This window comes from Methyloversatilis sp. XJ19-13, from assembly GCF_024580155.1.
Lineage (GTDB): Bacteria > Pseudomonadota > Gammaproteobacteria > Burkholderiales > Rhodocyclaceae > Methyloversatilis.
In genome coordinates this window covers 50343-69285 of record NZ_JANINH010000015.1, presented here as the reverse complement: position 1 = coordinate 69285, position 18943 = coordinate 50343, and the positions used below count along the sequence as shown (strand labels likewise).

General features: G+C 65.9%; 4 protein-coding genes. 3 read left to right on the top strand and 1 reads right to left on the bottom strand.

The annotated features are described in order from the left end of the window. Window positions 1-84: 84 nt before the first annotated feature. The gene (locus tag NMQ14_RS16325; protein ID WP_257097808.1) at window positions 85-1455 is read right to left on the bottom strand and encodes a HAMP domain-containing sensor histidine kinase; all 1371 of its coding nucleotides are present in this window, start codon (window positions 1453-1455) and stop codon (window positions 85-87) included. A 15-nt stretch (window positions 1456-1470) separates the two neighbouring features. Between NMQ14_RS16325 and NMQ14_RS16320 the strand changes: the two genes are divergently transcribed. The 3 genes from NMQ14_RS16320 to NMQ14_RS16310 all read left to right on the top strand — a co-directional run bounded on the left by NMQ14_RS16320 (window position 1471) and on the right by NMQ14_RS16310 (window position 18934). Continuing rightward, window positions 1471-2103 (top strand): response regulator transcription factor, encoded by a 633-nt coding sequence (locus tag NMQ14_RS16320; RefSeq protein WP_257097806.1) that lies wholly within the window; start codon window positions 1471-1473, stop codon window positions 2101-2103. 305 nt (window positions 2104-2408) lie between these two features. Next, a complete protein-coding gene (locus NMQ14_RS16315) occupies window positions 2409-2969 on the top strand; it encodes a PEP-CTERM sorting domain-containing protein (RefSeq protein WP_257097804.1) in 561 nt (186 codons plus the stop codon). A gap of 146 nt (window positions 2970-3115) precedes the next feature. Continuing rightward, on the top strand, window positions 3116-18934 hold the full coding sequence (locus tag NMQ14_RS16310) for a leukotoxin LktA family filamentous adhesin (RefSeq protein ID WP_257097803.1): 15819 nt from the start codon (window positions 3116-3118) through the stop codon (window positions 18932-18934). Window positions 18935-18943: the final 9 nt, after the last annotated feature.

Below are 18943 nucleotides of genomic sequence, written 5' to 3'. Positions count from 1 at the left end.
CGATTGCACTGCAACATGACCCGGAAAGCCGGGCCGGCTGTGGATCGCCGCTCCCACAGGAACAGTTCCCACCAGCTCTGCGAGCTACGCCTTGGGCACCCTCAGCGCGAAAACGCTGCCGTGGCCGACGCGCGAGCGCACGGTCAGTGGGTGCCCCAGCAGTTCGGCCTGCTTGCGCGCCAGTGCCAGTCCCAGACCCTGACCTTCATCGTGCCGGGTCTGGCGGTCGTCGAAGCGGCGATAGGGTATGAAGATCTGCGGGATGAGGTCTTCGGCAATCCCCGGGCCGGTGTCCCACACCTGCAGTTCCACATCCTTGCCGCGCGGGCGGGCGGCGACCAGCACGCGGCCGTGATCGGTGTAGCGCACCGCATTCGACACCAGATTGTCGAGAATGGAGCGCAGCATCATCGGGTCGCTGTCCATGACGGCCCGACCGGGCCGGACCACCAGTTCGATGCCCTTGTCGCGCGCCAGCGGGCCGAACTGGGCGGCGCATGACGCGAGCACTTCGGCCAGGGGCAATGCCCGACGCAGCACACGCGCCTCGCCGGCTTCCAGCCGCGACAGTTCGATCAGACGCGACAGCTGGTTGCTCATCGCGCGCACCGCCTCGTCGACGCCGGCGCAGGCTTCATTCACCGTCGCGTGGCTCACTTCGTCGGCGCGCAGGGAGCGCAGATAACGCATGTGCAGGCCGACGGCATGCACCGGCTGGCGCAGGTCGTGCGTCACGCCGGCGAGAAAAAGATTCTTGGCGCGCATCGCCGCCTGAACGGCGTCGCGCTCGCGTCGCAGGGTGTCGGCCAGGCGGGCGTTCTGTCGGGTCAGCAGCAGGGCATTGCGCATCGTGGCGTGCGCATTGCGGCCGAATGAAATGAGTACCGCGAGGTAGAACACGATGGTCACGCCACCGGCGATGCTGATGGCGCCGCCGATCAGCCACGACTTCACGATGAACGGCACCAGCGCGCACACCAGATACAGATTGAGCGCGCGCGGCAGCGCCGTGGTGGCGGTGACGGCGCCGCCGGCCATGCCGACCAGCATGGCAACGCTGAAGAAGTCCATGAACGGGTCGCGCCCTTCGTAACCCAGCCAGGGCAGCACACCCCAGGCCAGACCGGTCAGCGCGGCGATCGCCGTGTAGACGCGCTCGGTGTGGTCGAGCTGGTGGCCGGCCAGTCCGGCCAGTTGCGGTTGCATCCAGCGCACGTAGAAGGCGCGCACGGCGACCAGCAGGCAGACGACGGCCAGCCAGCCCCAGACCGCCGAGTGTCCCTCGGCGCTGACCAGCACCGCTGCGGCGGTGCTGGCCACGGCAACGTTACCGGCAACGATGGTGGGCGTATGGCCGAACAGCACGCCCAGCAGGTCGCGCCGGACCGCCTCGCGCTCGTCCGCGCTGTCATCCGTCCCGTCGTGTGCGTCGAGCGTTATCGACGTCATCGCCATGGTATTTTCCGGCGCATGGAAGCCCGCGAGATTAGCATCGTCGTTGCCGAAGACCACGCCCTGGTGCGCCAGGGCCTGCGTCTGATGCTGTCGCGTGCGCCGCGCGTGCGCTGGCTGGGCGAAACGGGCGATGGCGAAGGCGCGCTGCAGCTCACCCGTGAGCTCAAGCCGGACGTATTGCTGCTCGATCTCGGCCTGCCGCGGCTCGACGGACTCGAAGTAATGCAGGCCATCGGCGCGACCCATCTGCCTACCCGCGTGCTGGTCGTGACGGCGCGTCAGGATGCCGCCACCGTGCAGGCAGCGCTGTCCTTCGGTGCCCATGGCTACATGCTGAAGACCGACGACGCCGACGCGCTGGTGGCGGCCATCCATACCGTGGGCGACGGCGGCTACCATGTCAGCCCGGAACTGGCGACCTTGTTCGGCCATGGCACGGCGGCCGAACACGAAGGCCTGACCGGCCGGGAAATTGATATTGCCAGCCGGGTAGGACGTGGCCTGTCGAGCAAGCAGATCGGCGCCGAACTGGGCATTTCCGAACATACGGTGCGCAAGCACCGCGAAAACATCGCCCGCAAGCTTGGTCTGCGCAATGCGGCCGAACTCGTCGCCTGGTCGATCCGTCAGCGCCTGCCCCCGGCTTGATCGAGCCGTGATCCAGTTCCTGCCCGTCCGCATTTGCTGCAGCCCGCTACGCGCTTGTTCGTATTTACCGCCCACCGGGCCGCGCGCCTAATTCCCTCCTGAAATTTCCGGCTGCGCGTGTGCCGAATGCCGCCCCGTGAGCAATCCACGGGTGCCGGATTCGAAGCGGTGACGGTCCGGAAGTCGCATGTGGGCAGGCGCCCGCCGCGATCCACAACAAGGAGGTTCAGATGATCATTCCCGCTGGCGGTGTGCTGCGCTGTGCCGTTATTTCCGTGTGCCTTTGGGCGGGCGCAGCGTGCGCCGTGCCGATCACCTTCCAGACGACCGGCTCGTCGGTACAGACCTATTTCGAGGGGCAGCCGCTGGCGAGCGCGCGGTCCCGCTTTGACGGGCTGAGTGGCGCACTCGATCTCACGCGCGACACCCCGGTGCTGGCCAACTACTTCAAGCTGTTCGCGGGCACCGGGCCGGCGGACGAATCCGGCATGAGCGGCATCCAGTACCGGACCCACGCGCTGAGCATGACCGTCATGGGCGTCACCCGATCGTTCGAGGTCGACGTCGGCATGCAGGAAATCGCCAATGGCCAGTACCAGCTTTATGCCTTCGATCTACCGACGCTGACCTTCGACCTGGGGACAGCCGGTGTGCTCACCGTGACACCGGACCCGCTACGCACCCAGTCGGTGCAGTTTCTGGCCAATACACCCCTGTACCACTTTCGCGATGTGCGCGCGACCTTCGAGCTGGCTGATCCGCTCGTGACGACCGTGCCCGAACCAGGCTCACTGGCATTGACGGGGCTCGCGGTCGCAGCGCTTCAGGCGATGCGGCGACGCAGGGGGCCACCTTGCAGAAATTGACACATACGGTGTCGGGATGCGGTGTCGTCGGAATCCCGACGTGATGTATTGAACACCACCACTGTCACATCAGCTTACAATCATGTAGGAATTATTCCTACGAGCGACCGCAAAGCACGGTCGTGGCAGTAACCGGGAGTCACACCATGAAAAGTACACAACGTCGTCGCAACCTGCCAAGGTTGCGCACTCTGGTGGCCAATCTGCACCGCCCGCACGGATTCGCGATCGGCATGGCGAGCCTGCCGCTGCTGATGTCACCGGCGGCGTGGGCGCAGGCGATCCAGGCCGATGGCCGGACGCTGACGACGGTGAGCACGGCCGGAGCGGTGACGGACATCCGGACCGGCACGATTGCGGGCAACTCGGGTTTCAACTCGTTCAACACGTTCAACGTCAATGCCGGGCACACGGCGAACCTGCACGTGCCGAGCGGGGCGGTGAATCTGGTGAACATCGTGCGCGACGCGCGCAGCGACATCCACGGCACGCTGAATGCGATCCGCGACGGGCGGATCGGCGGCAATGTGTTCTTTGCCAACCCGCACGGATTTGTCGTCGGCGCGGGTGGCGTGGTGAATGTGGGTTCGCTGTCGGTGAGCACGCCGACGCAAAGCTTCGCGGACCGCTTCTTCGTCAATGGCCAGCCGGACGCAGGCGCCGTGGGCCAGCTGCTCAACGGTACGGCGCCGCTGTCGAGTGCGGCGATCCGCATCGACGGGCGGATCAACGCGGCAGACGGCGTGACGCTGTCGGCGGGCACGGTGAGCGTGGCCGGCGCGGTGCTGACGGGTGCGCGCTTCGAGGGGCGAGCGCCGGACTTCACCGACATCGTCAATACGCAGGGTGTGAGCGCGGGCAGCCGGCTGGTCGAGCGTGCGGGGCGCATCTACATTGCGGCGGACGAGGACATTGAAATCGCCGGCACGCTGGATGCGCGCGGCGGCGGTGCCGGCGGCGGCGAGATCGAACTGAAGGCCGGGCGCGACATCCTGGTCGACATCGACGCGATGGTGACGGCGGCCGGAGATGGGGCGGATTCGGACGGCGGTCGCGTGTATTCGATGGCCGAGCGCAGTGCGGTCATCCGCAGCGGTGCTGTGATGGACGCGAGTGCCGGGGCGAGCGGCGACGGCGGCTTCGTCGAATTTTCGGCGAAGGACACGGTGGAGCTGGCCGGCGGTCAGTTTCTGGCTGACGGGAGAGCGGGCGGCGCAGCGGGCCTGGTGCTGATCGATCCGCTGAACATCGTGCTCAGCGCAAACCTGCTGCGCGGTGCCGGCGGCTACACCGGCATTCCGGCGGGGTCGGACAGCGGCGTCAGCGTCACCGGCGCCAACCTGCTGCTGCAGGCGACCAACAAGATCACGGTCAATGAAAACATCGTCGTGTCCAGCCGTCTGGTCGACAGCGATCACGTCAATGGTGCGTCGATCGGCCACTCGGGCAGCATCACCTTCGAGGCGCGCGAAATCGAACTGAAGTCGGGCAGCAAGGTGCTTGCCCATGCGACCGGCGCCTTCAACGCCGGCGATGTCAGCCTGCTCGCAAGCGACATCAACGCGATCGGTGCAGTCCGCTCGGCCGATGCGCGCATCAAGCTCGAGAACGCGACCGTACGCGGCGCGAACATCAAGCTGTCGGCGCTGGCGGATACCTCGCAGATCGTCCAGTTGCTGGAAACCGCGCCGAATGTTTCGCTGTCGCAGGCGCAGACCTTTCTTGACACGGAAATGGATGACATTTCCGACGGTCCCGGCGGCGAATACCTCGCCATCACGACCGATGCCACCGCGCTGACCGAAATCAAGGGTTCGCTCATCAGCGGCAGCGGCGACGTGACGATCAAGGCACATGCCGGCGCGCGCGCCGGATTCGAGAAGATCGCCACCGCCGATGTGATCATCGGCGACCACAACGGTGTCGCCAGCGTGGTCAGCGGCCGCAAGGTCGATGTCGCGGCGACTTCGGATACCTCACTCACCTTCAACGTGCTCGGCAATGCGCTGCGGCTGGCCGACCAGAGCTGGCTGCCGGCCGAAGACAGCGGTGAAGTGCAGTTGCTGAACGATCAGCTGTTCGATTTTTCCAGCATCCCGCTGGTGTCGCTGTCGGAATCCACCGCGCGCGTCACCGTCGATGGCGCGACCGAACTGACGGCGACCGACACGCTGACGCTGTCCTCCTCTGCCACGTCGGCCGCCAAGCCCACATTTGCCGGGCTGATCGTCTTTTCGGTGGCATGGGGTGAATCCACGGCGATTGCGGAAACCAAGGTACAGGGGACGACCCGGCTCGAAAGCGGCAATGCGACGTCGGTCAGCGCAGTGACCGACACCGAACTGAACGTGACCGCCAGCGTCAATTCGACCAACAAGCCGATCGATGCGACCTTCGTGCGTGCGTCGAACAACGCCACCACCAGTGCCATCGTCGGCGACGACACGACGACCACTGCCGGGTCGGTCGCAGTCGAAGCGAACACCAAGGCCGACATTTCGGCGGGCGCTATCGCATCGAACACCGGCGGCAGCGGTCTGGGCATTTCGGTCGCAGTGACCACCTCGACCACGAACACCACGGCTACGCTAGGCGGCGACGTCACGACCACCAACGGCGACGTCAAGGTCGACGCGAAAACCGACATCGCCAAGAACAGCAGCGCCGCCGAAGCGGCGACGCTGGGCAACCCGAACACGCTGTCGGCGAAGATGACGAATTTCACCGCCGGCATCCAGCGCAATGTCGGCAATTCGATACTCGGTGCAACTGGCAAGGTCAGTTCCGGTACGGCCAGCAAGATCACCGACTTCATGTTCCCCGGCATCAAGGAGGGCAAGTTCAATGCCGCCGGTGCCGTGTCCTACACCGATTCGGAAAACAACGCGAGCGCCAGCATTGCGGCCGGTGCCAGCGTGAAGGCGCAGGGCAAGGTCGATGTGGTGTCGAAGATCAACGACCGTCCCAGTGCGAGTGCCGACGCCAAGGCCACCTCGACCGGCACCGCGATCGGCGGCTCGGTGGTGATCGCCAATTTCGAGAACAACAGCGATGCGTGGATCGGCGAACTGGCCGAGGTCGACGCACGCGGCGCGATCCGGGTCGATGCGCAGACGCACATTCCCTATCCGTGGCAGATCGACTGGAGCTCGCCGGCCGTCATCCTGAATCACCTGCAGGGCAATCTGCTCGACCTCGTGCTGACGACGTTCGCCCTGAATTCGGCCAGCGGAAAGAGCGGCCTCGGCCTCGCGGCGGCGGTCACCGTGTTCACGCTCGAAAACAATTCCAACGCCTGGGTGGGCGAAGGCGCCAAGCTCAACACGATCTACGACAACGCAGTGGATCCGACGCTCGATCTGGCGGCGCAGTCGGTGACCGTGTACGCGAAGAACGATGTCAATACCGTGAATGCGGTAGGCATCCTGTCGAAGAAATTCCTCGGCAACAGCGGCGGCAAGGCGGCGATCGGCGGTTCGGCCAATGTGCTGGACATCAGCGGCGAGGCGGTGGCGGGCATCCGCGACGGTGCTGATGTGCGGGCCGAGCAGGACATCGAGGTCAAGGCCGAAAGCAACAACCAGATGGTCACCGTGACCGAGGCGGGCGGCAGTTCCGAGCAGGTCGGCATCGAAGGCGCGCTGTCGATGAATACGGTGCGCACCGACACCATCGCCTACATCGACGACAAGGCGAAGGTCGATGCCGGGAAGAATCTGACACTGGATGCCGACAGCGAAATCCGTACGATTTCGGTGGCCGGCGGCATCGTCGTCACCAAGGGTCCGGTCGGCATCGGCCTGTCGGTGTCGCTGAACACGCTCGACGCCGACGTGCGCGCCTTCATCGGCAACCGCGATCCCCTCCTCGATCTGACGCCGGCCACCGGCATCATCAAGGTGGGCGACAACCTGACGCTGGCCGCCACGGCCGACACCGAAATCAGCGCCTATTCGCTGGCCGGCGCGGTCGCCACCAGCAGCAAGTCGCAGACCGACGTGCCGGCCGGTGCCAGTGAAACGCAGGACGGCAGTTCGAGTGCCGCCGTGGCCGGATCGGGCTCGTCGAGCGGCGGTTCGGCCGGCTCCGGCTCATCGGGCTCGGGCACCGGCAAGGGAAAGTTCGGCATTGCGGTGTCCGGTGACGCGTCGGTCAACGACATCGAAGCCGACACGCTGGCCTACATTTCGAGTGGCGTGCAGGTCCAGCAGGCCGACAATGTGTCGGTCACCGCAGACAACACGCTGGACATCAACGCGCTGTCCGGTGCGGTGACCATTTCGACCCAGCAGGACGGCAACAGCATCGCCGGCTCGTACGCACAGAACACGCTTGCCGGCACCACCAGCGCCTACATCGCCGACGCGATCGTCACGCAGAACGGCACGTTGACGCTGGACGCCGACGTCGATGGCAACATCAAGACCCTGTCGGCCAGTCTGGCCGGTGCCAAGGGCAAGGCGGGTGTGGCCGGTTCGGTGTCGGTCAACGAAATCAGCAACACCACGCACGCCTACATTGCGCGCTCGTCGCTGAGCGGCGTGAGCACTGCGTTCATCGGTGCAAGCGACCTGTCCGGCATCCAGTCCATAGCGGGCGCTATCGCCTTTGGCGGCAAGGCCGGCATCGGTCTGTCGTTCGCCTGGAACAAGCTCGACAACGACACGCTCGTGTATGTCGATGACTCCGATCTGCAGGCCAGCGGCAGCATCACGCTGGACGCGCAGACCGACAACGACATCGACACCATCTCGGCCTCGCTCGGCCTCAGCAAGGGGCCGCTGGCCGGTGCCGGCGCCGTAGCGGTGAACACCATCACCAACACGACCGAGGCACGCATCCGCGGCAAGAAGACCGCGCTCGGCATGGATGCCGCGAGCGGCATCGCCGTGCTGGCGAAGGACGACTCGGAAATCTTCGCGCTGGCCGGCGCCATCGGTGCGACCAGCGGCAACGCGGGCATCGGCGCATCGGTCGCCTGGAGCGAAGTCGGCAACTCGGTGAAGGCGACCATCGAAGGCGGTGCCGACGTACGCACGACAAATGGCGAACTGAAGGTGGATGCAGCCGCCGATACGCGGATCGACGCCACGGCGGTGGCCGGTGGCGTGGCGGACAAGGTGGCGGTATCCGGATCGTTCTCGTCGGTCGAAACGGACAACACGGTCAGCGCCAGCATCGTCGGATCGAAGGCTCAGGCTGACAACAACGCCGTCATCGTCACGGCGCGCGACACCTCCGGCATGCTGTCGATCGCCGGCAGCGCGGCGCTGTCGCTGGGCGGCGCGGCGGTCGGCGTCGGCGTCGCCTACAACGTGATCGACAACACCACCGAAGCGCTGGTGACCAACTCGGATGTCGATGGCACGAGCATCCGCCTTGAAGCCACCGAGAACGCCGAGATCGAGGCGATCGCCGCGGGCGGCGGCGGCTCGGCCAAGGTGGCCGTGACCGGTTCGCTCGGCATCAACACGATCAGCAACAGCACCGTGGCCCACGCTTCGGGCTCCGACCTGGATGCCAGCGGCGACATCACGATCAAGGCGCGCGACGAGTCGGAAATCCTGTCGATTTCCGGCGCGGCGAGCGGTGCCGGCACGGCGGCGGTGGGTGCAGCAGGTTCGTACAACTCGATCGGTGGCGAAGTGCGTGCCGAACTGTCGGGCGGCAGTGCCGATGGCGCCAATGTGCGCGTCGATGCCGAACGTCAGGGCACGCTCGATGTGTGGGCGATCGCCGGCTCTGCGGCGGGTACCGCCGGCTTCGCCGGCTCGATCGCCCTGAACAACGCCGGCGGTGGCACGACCGCGCGCATCGACGACGGTGCGATCGTCAATGCGACCGGCAATGCGGTGGTCACAGCGGAAGCGGATGACTTCATCAAGTCGCGTGCCGGCAGCGTGGCTTTCGGCGGCAGCATCGGTGCGGCCGGCGGCATCGCATTCAACGACATCCAGTCGACGACGACGGCGCAAATCAGCGGCGCGAATACGTCGGTCACCGGTCTCGGCAACAGCCCGGCGGAGTTGGTCGACAACGGTTCGCTTACCGCCTACAACAACAATCTGCTGCCGTCGCAGCAACCCCTGTCCGGCCGTCAGCTGAAAGACACCGTGAAGGGCGTCAGCGTGGTCGCGTCTTCCACTGCGATGGTAGAGAACATCGCGCTCAGCGCAGCGGGCGGCGGCAACGCCGGCGTCGCCGCGACGGTGGGCATCGCGATGATGGGCGGCAGCACGACGGCCCAGGTCACCAATGGGGCAAAGCTCAACGCCAGCCTGGGCACCAGCGACCAGGAAGTACGGGTCGCGGCCTATCACCACGATCAGATCGGCTCCGCCACCGGTGGTGCGGCGATCGGCGGTGACGCCGGCATCGGCGGGGCGGCCGACACGGCCGTGGTGTCGCATGTGACGACGGCAAACGTCGACACCGCGACGCTGCAGGCGAACAAGGCGGTGACCGTCGATGCCGGTTCGACCAGCAAGTTCGAACAGGCCATCGTCGCCGTCGGCGGCGGAACCTATGCCGGTCTGGCCGGTACCATCGGTGTGCTGCTGGTCGATGGCACGACGCAGGCGCTGGTCAACAACAGCGACCTCGAATCACAGGGCACGATTCGAGTCGAGGCGACCTCCGACACCGAAGTCGACATCGATGCCGGTGCGCTCGCGGTCAGTGGCGTGGCCGGTGTGGGCATCACGGCCGCGGTGACCGTCGTCGAACAGGCGACGCTGGCGAAGGTCAGCGGCACCAGCCGGCTGGATGCCGACGGTGCGACGACGATACGAGCCGATTCCGGATTCGATCAGGAAGTGCTCGCCGCCACGGCGGCGGCGGCTGGCGGCGTCGGGGTGGCGGGCACCATCAACGTCGTACTGGCCAAGGGCACGACCGATGCGCAGGTCGGCACCGGTGTGGAGATCAATTCGGACACCGCATTCGGCGGTACCGATGCGCAGGATGTATTCATCGAGGCGGACGACCTCATCAAGGTCGAGAGCGGCGTGGGCAGTCTGGGCGTGGGCATCGGCGGTGCCGGCGTCGGTGCAGCGGTCGATGTCGTACTGGTACGCAGCGGTTCGTCGGCCACGGTGGCGACCGGCGCCAAGATCACTGCCGACGGCGACATTTCCGTCACCGCCGACAGCGTGCGCGATATCGATTCGACCACTGTCGCGGCAGCGGGGGGGCTGAGTGCCGGCATCGCCGGAGCGGTATCGGTCATTTCCATCGGCACCCGGCCGGATGGCGACGCCAGCGACAACACCACCGGATCGGTCAGCAAGGCGACCGAACTTGCGTCGCGCAGCGCCACCGGTAACCAGATCGACAGCGACACCGATGCCGCCGACGCGTCGGCGGCGCGCGCCAACGCGGCGCGTGCGGGCATCAACGCCTCATCCGACTTCAACGCGACACCGAGCAATACGTCCGCCGCCGCCATCGTGGCCAGCGGCGCCACGCTGAATGCCGGCGGCAATATCGACGTGCTGGCGCACACGCGCAGCGATACCGACGCCGAAGCGATCGGTGCCGCGATTTCGGGCGGCGTGTCGCTGGGCGGCGGCATCGCGATTTCGATGGTCGAGGATCGCACGGTGGCCAGTCTGGCCGGCTCGACCACGGCAAGCGGTGACGTGACCGTGCGGGCGACCGACGATCAGCCAAATGTTTCGAAGCTGCGCACCTACGCTGGCGGCGCCGGTCTGGCCGGGCTCGCTGCCAGTTTCGCGTGGCACGAAAAATCCTCGACCGCGACCGCCAGTCTGGGCGGCATCGTGACGGCGAGCACGGGCAGCGTGACGGTCAATGCCAAGGTCGATCACAACCTCGACGCCGAAGGCGGCGCCGGGGCAGGCGGCGTTGTCGGCATCGGCGCCGCGATTGCCTATGTGGACGAAACCAGTTCGGCCGAGGCGAAACTGCTCGACAGCGCGCAGATCACCGCTGAATCGCTCGACGTGTATGGACAGTCGCGCACGACCTCGAAGGGCGAGGTTGTCGCAGCTGCCGGCGGCATCGTCGCGGGTGTCGGTGCGGATGCCAACGTCAGCGACGATTCCGCAGCCAGGGCGACTGTCGGCAACAACGTGAAGGTGACGACCGTCGGCGGCCTGACGCAGATCCGCGCCGACAGTGACCCGGTGGCGGAAGCGATCACCGTCGGCATAGCGGTGTCGGCCGGGCTGTCGATCGGCGTGTCGCTGGCCGAAGCCACCGTCGATACCGATTCTCTCGTCACCATCGGTACCGGCTTCGACGTGACGGCCGGAAACCTCACGCTGAAGGCGCAAACCCTGCCGCGCGCCGGATACGACACGGCGAGCGCCGACGCGCTCGCGGCCGGCGGTGGTTTGCTGCTGGGCGCAACCGCTACCGAAGCCATCGCCACGGTGGAATCGATCACACGCGTCCAGATGGGCGCCGGTCACGACATCAAGCTCGGGAGCGGTGTGTTCAACACGCTGTCGAAATCCACGGTCAGCGCGCTCAGCGACGTGAGCGGCATCGCGATCGGTTTCATCGCGGCCGGCGGCAACAGCGCGGAAACGACGGTCGACAGCACGACCGAAGCGCTGATCGGCGCCGGCACGATCAACGCCGGCAGCATCGTAATCCGCAGCGAAAGCCGCGACGAACTGGATGCCGAGTCCACATCCGGTGCCGGCGGCCTTGGCGTCGTGCTGGCGGCCAGCGTGGTCAATGACGCCGATGCGACGACCACGACGCAGGTCGCGGGCACGCTGCGTGCCGCCACGGTCGATATCGACGCGAAGCACACGACCGACTTCCAGGGTACGGCCGACAGCACGTCAGCCTCCGTCGCCGGCTATTCCGGGGCCTGGGTCACCAACACGGTGGACAACACGACCAAGGCGGAACTGTTGAACGGCACCCGCATCGAGAATGCACAGACCGTCGACATCGACGCCGAAACGCGAGTCATCAAGGGCTCGGCCGGCGCCGACTGGGCGGTGCAGGCGGCCTCGGGCGGCATTCTGTCGGGTGCGTCTGGCGCCAGCGTATCGACGATACGCAACGACACCGATGTGGTGATCGGCAGCAATGCCTTCATCGGCAGCAGCGTTGCCGGTCTCAACGCGGGTGCCATACGCATCGGCGCGAAGAACGATGTCGACGCGTACGACTCGGTGCTGCTGGACACCGGCGGTGCGATCGCCATCGCGCACACCGAATCCTTCATCATTGCGGACAGGAACGACGCGGACATCACGGTCGGCGCGGGGACTCTGCTGCAGAGCGACGGCGACATCGTGCTCGATGCGCGTACCGAAGCCATCATCGATACCGAGGCGCAGAGCAAGACCTACGGCCTGGCGGGTGCGCCGTCCGGCGAGTCGCTGTCGCGCCTGATCACCAGCAACGACATCCACCTGAACGGTGCGCGGCTCGAATCGGAAGAGAACATCCGCCTGCTGGCCGGCCACAACAACAACCTCGTTGCCGACGCCGAAACCCGGCTCTGGAACAAGACGGTCATCCCGATCAACAGCGTGCCGGACGCACACGGTGAAATCCGTCAGGACAACCGCATCAACATCGCCGCCTACAGCGCCGACCTGACCGGCATCACCGGCATCCGCGAACAGCAGATTGCGCGTGCGGCAGTCGCCTCGGTCAAGGACATCGACCTGAAGGCCGGCGAAGGCAGCCACACCACGCGCGGCTATGGCAGCGGTACTGATCTGTACCGCGAGGCGCTGGAAGCGCTGGGCAAGATTTTCGACGACGACATCAGCCTCGACATCAAGGGCGGCTCGCAATTCACCGACTCGCGTTCCGGCGTCAACGTCAATGGCACGGTGTTCGCCGGCACACGCCACCATCAGTACCTGGAGTTCGGTGCCAACGGCCAGATGGTGCGCCAGTCGGAGAACATGAGCTTCAGCCGGCGCAGCAACGTGTCGCTCGCGCGCGAAATCCAGTCGCGCATCGACTTCCTGCAGTCACGCTATGACGAGTACAAGGACGACAACGCGGATGTCGCCAATGGCTTCCTGAACGACATCCTGATCCTGCAGGCGCGCCAGACGCAGATGGGGGTCGGTGCCACGGTGAACTTTGTCGACATCGATCCGGCTGCGGCCTACACCGGCAACATCAGCATCACCGGCGACTGGCTCACGGGCGCCGCGTCGGCCGAACTGATCGCGCCGGGCGACTCCATCATCGAGGTGGTCAACAACGCCAACCAGTTCGTGCGCATCAAGTCGGGCATCGCGGCCCTGGATTGCGCCGCGGCGCTGTGCATTCCGGGCGAAGCGGGCGGTCTGGTGACGCTCAACGGCGTTCGCGTCAGCAACACGACCGAAATCAACGCCCGGAATCAGTACGGTCAGGTGGCCGGCTTCGCCAGCGGCAACGTGGTCGATCGCACCAATTCGCCGGACCCAATCATCCTGCTGAAGAATACCTACGAAGATCCGGTCAACCTGAATGCCCTGCAGCCCGAGATTCACGTCGACGGCGATCTGTCGAATGCCCGCGGCATCGTGAAGATCGAAAGTACCGGCTCGGTGCTGGTCGGCGCCGACATCGTCGCGCAGACGGTCGATATCGCCACCAAGGGCGATTTCATCAAGACCTTCACGGTCGGTTTCACGCATCAGGCGGGTGATCCGTCACTCGACAAGCTGGTCGCCGGCTTCATCAATCAGGCCGGCAACTTCGTCAATGGCCTGCAGCAGAACAACGAAGCGACGGCACGCAGCGAATTTGCAATTGCGACCAACCCGACCTGGCGTCTGTCGGGCGCGACCCAGACCCAGCGCAAGACCTACACCGTCAACAATGTGGCGATATCGGCCAACGGCAGCACCATCGCCGGCAACAACGTGTTCATCAGCGGCGAGAAGCTGAACATCAACGGTCTGATCCAGAGCGGTCTGCCGGATTTCAATGTGCAGATCACGAACACCATCCTGCAGCAGGCCAAGGGCGCCAACGGCGAATGGGTGGCGCTCGACATGATCGTCAATGGCGCGAACGTGAAGGATGTGTTCCGTCCGAAGGTGCGCTGGGACGCCGCGAACAACCGGCTCGAACTGGGCAGCATCCAGGTGCAGGGCGGCTACATGCAGTTCTACGGTGACATCTTCAGTACCGGCAACGGACGGCTGGAGGTGATGGACGGCTTCGGGCGCATCGCGGTGAACAACCAGACGACTGCCGACCTGGCCATCAACCGGCTCGATACCGGCGTCGGTGTCGAAGGGCGCATCAAGATCATCGACACCAGCACCAAGTCGAGCACCGGCGCGCCGCTCGAAACCGTCATCACGCGCAGCAACGGCCAGATCAACACCACCTACAGCTACGCCAGCGGTACGGCCTCGACCGAAGCCGTCCGGCCTGTCGTCAGTGTCGACGGCGATGCGGCGGGACGCAATGCCGAGTACAAGACGCGCGCGGGTCGCCGCTTCAACTGGATCAACTCGGACAACATCGACGCCAGCTACTACGAGGAGTACACGAAGAGCTGCGCGCTCGACTGCGAGGTGTTCGGCGATTTCGGTGACTGGCTAGCCGCCAATCCGGGCAACACGACCGGCTCCGACAACGACAGCACGACGATCGCCCGCCTGACCGGTGACTGGTTGAGCAATGACAGCCGTACCACCGACTACATCATGGACTTCACGAAGGTCCGGTCATCGATGACCGATACCGGCGTCAAGTACGTCCGTACCTATCGTTCGGGCTTCCTGGATGCCAACGAAAACATCGTCAGCCGACGCGACTGGTCGTGGAAGGAACGCAACTACTTCCAGCACAGCCTGAATGCGTCGAAGGCCATCGACATCAAGTTCATCGGCAACGATGTCGGCTTGCTGAACGTCGCCAGCAGTGGCGCCGTGGTGTTGCAGGGCGCGGTGCGCAACCTGACCGGCCCGACCACGCTGACCGGCACGAGCATCGGCGCAACGGAGTTCGGTCAGATCATCGCCGGCAACCTGACGATGACGGCGACCAACGGCTCGATCGGCGGCCCTGCCCTGGCCGGCAGCAACCACATCAAGCTCGACCTGCAGGGCACGGGGGCATTGACCGCGAGCGCCACCGGTGGCGTGGCGCTGTGGGAAACCAAGGGCGACATGCGCCTCGTCAATGTCACAGGCGGCAACGGCAGCCTGGTCGACCTCAAGGCGGACGCCAATCTGGTCGACGCCAATGGCACTGCAAATAATGTCGTGGGCGGTTTCGTGCGGCTCACATCGGAGAACGCGGGCATCGGCAGCCTTGCCGATCCGCTCGAGATCGATGTCCGCTCGTCGAATGGCTGGATCGAAACCAGTGCCGCTGGCGACACCGGGCTGACCGAAACCGACGGTGACATGCGCCTGCTGTCCGTATCGGCCAATGGCGGCGACGTGCGGCTCGAGTCGGTCAATGGCTCGATACTCGACGTCAATGAAGCACAGCAGGTCGATGTGGAAACACGCGCCCAGCTGCTTCAGGTTGCACAGCGTGCGCGGCTGACAGCGTCGGCCGGCGCGAACCAGAGCGTCGACAACACGCTCAAGGCGTACAACGACCAGAAGGAGCAGGACTACCTGCAGTACTGGCAGATGCGCGGCCTGAAGGAGAACTTCGACGCCAACGGCATTTCGACCGGTTTCACTGCTGCCGCCTATGACGCCGGCTACACTTTCGTGCTCGACACGCAGACCGAACAGGCGCTGCGTACCGCCAATGGCTGGGGCGACGCTGAAATTGCGGTCTACCGGAACCAGCGCACCGCCTTTTTCCACCAGGCGGCGGCGGAGTTCGGTACCGGTGATGCAGCGAGCTTCAACAAGAACTTCAGCTACAACGTCGCCACGCAGGACGCCACGCGCGCCAGCGCCCTGAGCGAAGGCGGCGCCTGGACCGAAGCGGAAGTTACCAACCGCGTCGCCGCCGGCCTGTTCAAGGACACCTCCGACACCGAAGTGCTGATCGAGGACGCCAACGTCATCGGCGACAACATCCAGCTGATCGCCGCCCGCGGCATTGGCAAGGAAAGCACTGCACTGGTCATCGGCACCAATCCGACCGCCTGGTCGGAAGACGAACAGCTCGCGCTGATCGCCGCCGAGCGGGCCGACGTGCGCATCGACACCGATGCGAAGACCATCACCATCCTGCGCAAGGACGACGTCGATTTCACCGCGCAGAACAACGGCACGATCACGGCGACGGCGACCGACAGCATCTACCTCGGTTCGGAAGAGGACGTCCGGGTGGCCTCGATCGCGACGCCGGCCGATGTGCGGATGAAGACCGCCGGTGCCTTGCTGAGTGCCGCGACGATCGGTCAGGCGGCGGTGCAGTCGCGCAACGTCACGCTGGAAGCCGGCAGCGGCAACCTCGGCCAGGACACGCTGGCGCTGATCGTGCAGGTGGCCACCAACGCGACCGTGACGGCGCGCGCCGGCGGTGACCTGTTCCTGTCGAATCTGGCCGGCGACCTGCGCATCGACCAGATCTACACACCGGGCCTGGCCCGCATCCGCTCGGCGGGTGCGCTGGTCGAAGTGTCGTCGGATCTGCAGCGCGACATCCAGGCGCGCTATCTCAGCCTGTATGCCGGCACCACCATCGGCGGCACCGGCAGCAGCGAACTGGAGGCGCTTGATCTGGGTGCTTCACCCGACGGCTGGGTCGAACTCGAAGCCGCAGACGGCATCCATGTGCGCGCCGTCGATGGTGCACTCGACGTCCGCAGTGCGCTGTCCAGCGCTGGCGACGTCACACTGCGCTCGCCCGGCGACCTGAACATCGGCCGCATCGAAGCGGGCGGCAAGCTCATGCTCGATGCGGCGGGTGACCTGATGCAGTCGGCGCAGAGGGCGGAAGCGGTCGGCAGCATCGACCTGTCGGCCGCGCGCTACATCATGGCCGACGGCGCGGTGCTGCGTGCGGTTGCGGGCAGCATTGACATCGCGACGACCGGCGAAGCGCAGATCGAGCGCGTCGAGGCGGGTGGCGATCTGACGGTGTCGGTCGGCGGCGATCTGCTGCAGGCGGCGCGGACGGTGGAAGCGGCGGGCGACATCGGAATGTCCGCTGCGCGCTATCTGATGGCCGACGGCGCGGTGCTGCGTGCGGTTGCGGGCAGCATTGACATCGCGACGACCGGCGAAGCGCAGATCGAGCGCGTCGAGGCGGGTGGCGATCTGACGGTGTCGGTCGGCGGCGATCTGCTGCAGGCGGCGCGGACGGTGGAAGCGGCGGGCGACATCGGAATTTCTGCCGCGCGCTTTCTGATGGCCGACGGCGCGGTACTGAGTGCGGTTGCGGGCAGCATCGACATCGCGACGAGCGGCGAAGCGCAGATCGAGCGCGTCGAGGCGGGCGGCGATCTGACGGTGTCGGCCGGCGGCGATCTGCTGCAGGCGGCGCGGACGGTGGAAGCGGCGGGCGACATCGGAATGTCCGCTGCGCGCTATCTGATGGCCGACGGCGCGGTGCTGCGTGCGGTTGCGGGCAGCATTGACATCGCGACGACCGGCGAAGCGCAGATCGAGCGCGTCGAGGCGGGTGGCGATCTGACGGTGTCGGCCGGCGGCGATCTGCTGCAGGCGGCGCGGACGGTCGAAGCGGCGGGCGACATCGGAATTTCCGCTGCGCGCTATCTGATGGCCGACGGCGCAGTACTGCGTGCGCGTGACGGTGGCATCGATATTGCCGCGTCTGGCGACGTGGTCGTCGGTCGTATCGAGGCGACGAACAGTGCAAGCGCCTCGGCATTGCGCATCGTCGCCGGCGGCGGCATTTTCGATGGCGGAGACGTGGGCACCTACGACCTCGTGGCAGCCACGCCGGGCGCCGGTGTGGTTCTCCAGGCTCAGGAAGGCATTGGCGGCGCAACCTGGAACAACGGTTCGCCGCTGCCTTCTCCGGATGCACTGGAAACCGACATCGCGATGCTCGATGCCGTCGCTGCAACGGGCGGCGTGGCGATCGACGAGACAGACGATCTGGCTATCGGCGAAGTTCGTGCCGATGGCGACCTGTCGCTCAAGGCGGGCGGCTCGCTTGGCGGCAAGCTCGCCTACGCGGCACGCGGCAATCTCGACCTGTTGTCCGGCAACAGTGTCACCGTGCAGGAAGCCAGCTCGGAAACGGGCAACGCGACGGTGATCGCCGAACAGGACATCCTGATGGATTCCGTGGCCGCCGGGCAGGGCGTGAAGCTGGAAGCCATCAATGGTCGGGTCAGCGTGAAGCGGCTGGCGGGTGACACGCTGGACATTTCCGGAAAGGGCGACATCGTGCTCGGTACGCTCAAAGTGAAGTCTTCGCTTTCCTTCGCAATGGAGTCGATCACTGCGAGGGTCGAGCACACCGGCACCGGCGGTCCGCTGCTGATGAATCTCACCGGTCCGAAGGGCAGCACGGCACGCTTGATCGACCTGACGTTCGACAGCCCGATCGGCACGCGCTTCGAGCAGCTGTATTCGCAGGACGCGCGGATCGAGACCGAGCGCGGCTGGCTGGAGGTGCTGGACGGGCGGATCGACAACCAGGCGCGGTTCATCAACCCGCAGAGCGATGTGTATATGGACAACGTGACGACGGTGATCGAGCCGGCGGACATCCAGATCCATGCGCCGGACAAGCGGTTTGCGCTGCGTCTGGAACGTTATCGGCTGGAGACCGACGAGACGGTGCTGACGCGCAGCCCGCTGCACGAAGTGGTCAAACGGACGGACCCGGACAACAGCGGGCGGGAGGAGTCGCGCAACGCGATCGAAGGTCGGGTGCCGAATCCGACGCGTCCGCAGGCGGTGAATGTGGTGCCGGCGCTGTCGCAGATCGCGATCAACATCCCGCTGGACATCCCGGCCGTGAATTCGGGCGAGGAAGAGACGGAAGAGGAAGCGGAAGCCCGCCGCAAGGCCGAGGACGAGGCGCAGAATGCACCCGGCGAAACCCCGAAGGAGACCGCACAGTGAGGCGCGCAC

Excerpts from the sequence above, each read along its gene's own strand:
- NMQ14_RS16325 (WP_257097808.1), bottom strand. The coding sequence starts at position 1,455 with ATGGCGATGACGTCGATAACGCTCGACGCACACGACGGGACGGATGAC.
- NMQ14_RS16320 (WP_257097806.1), top strand. The coding sequence starts at position 1,471 with ATGGAAGCCCGCGAGATTAGCATCGTCGTTGCCGAAGACCACGCCCTG.
- NMQ14_RS16310 (WP_257097803.1), top strand. The coding sequence starts at position 3,116 with ATGAAAAGTACACAACGTCGTCGCAACCTGCCAAGGTTGCGCACTCTG.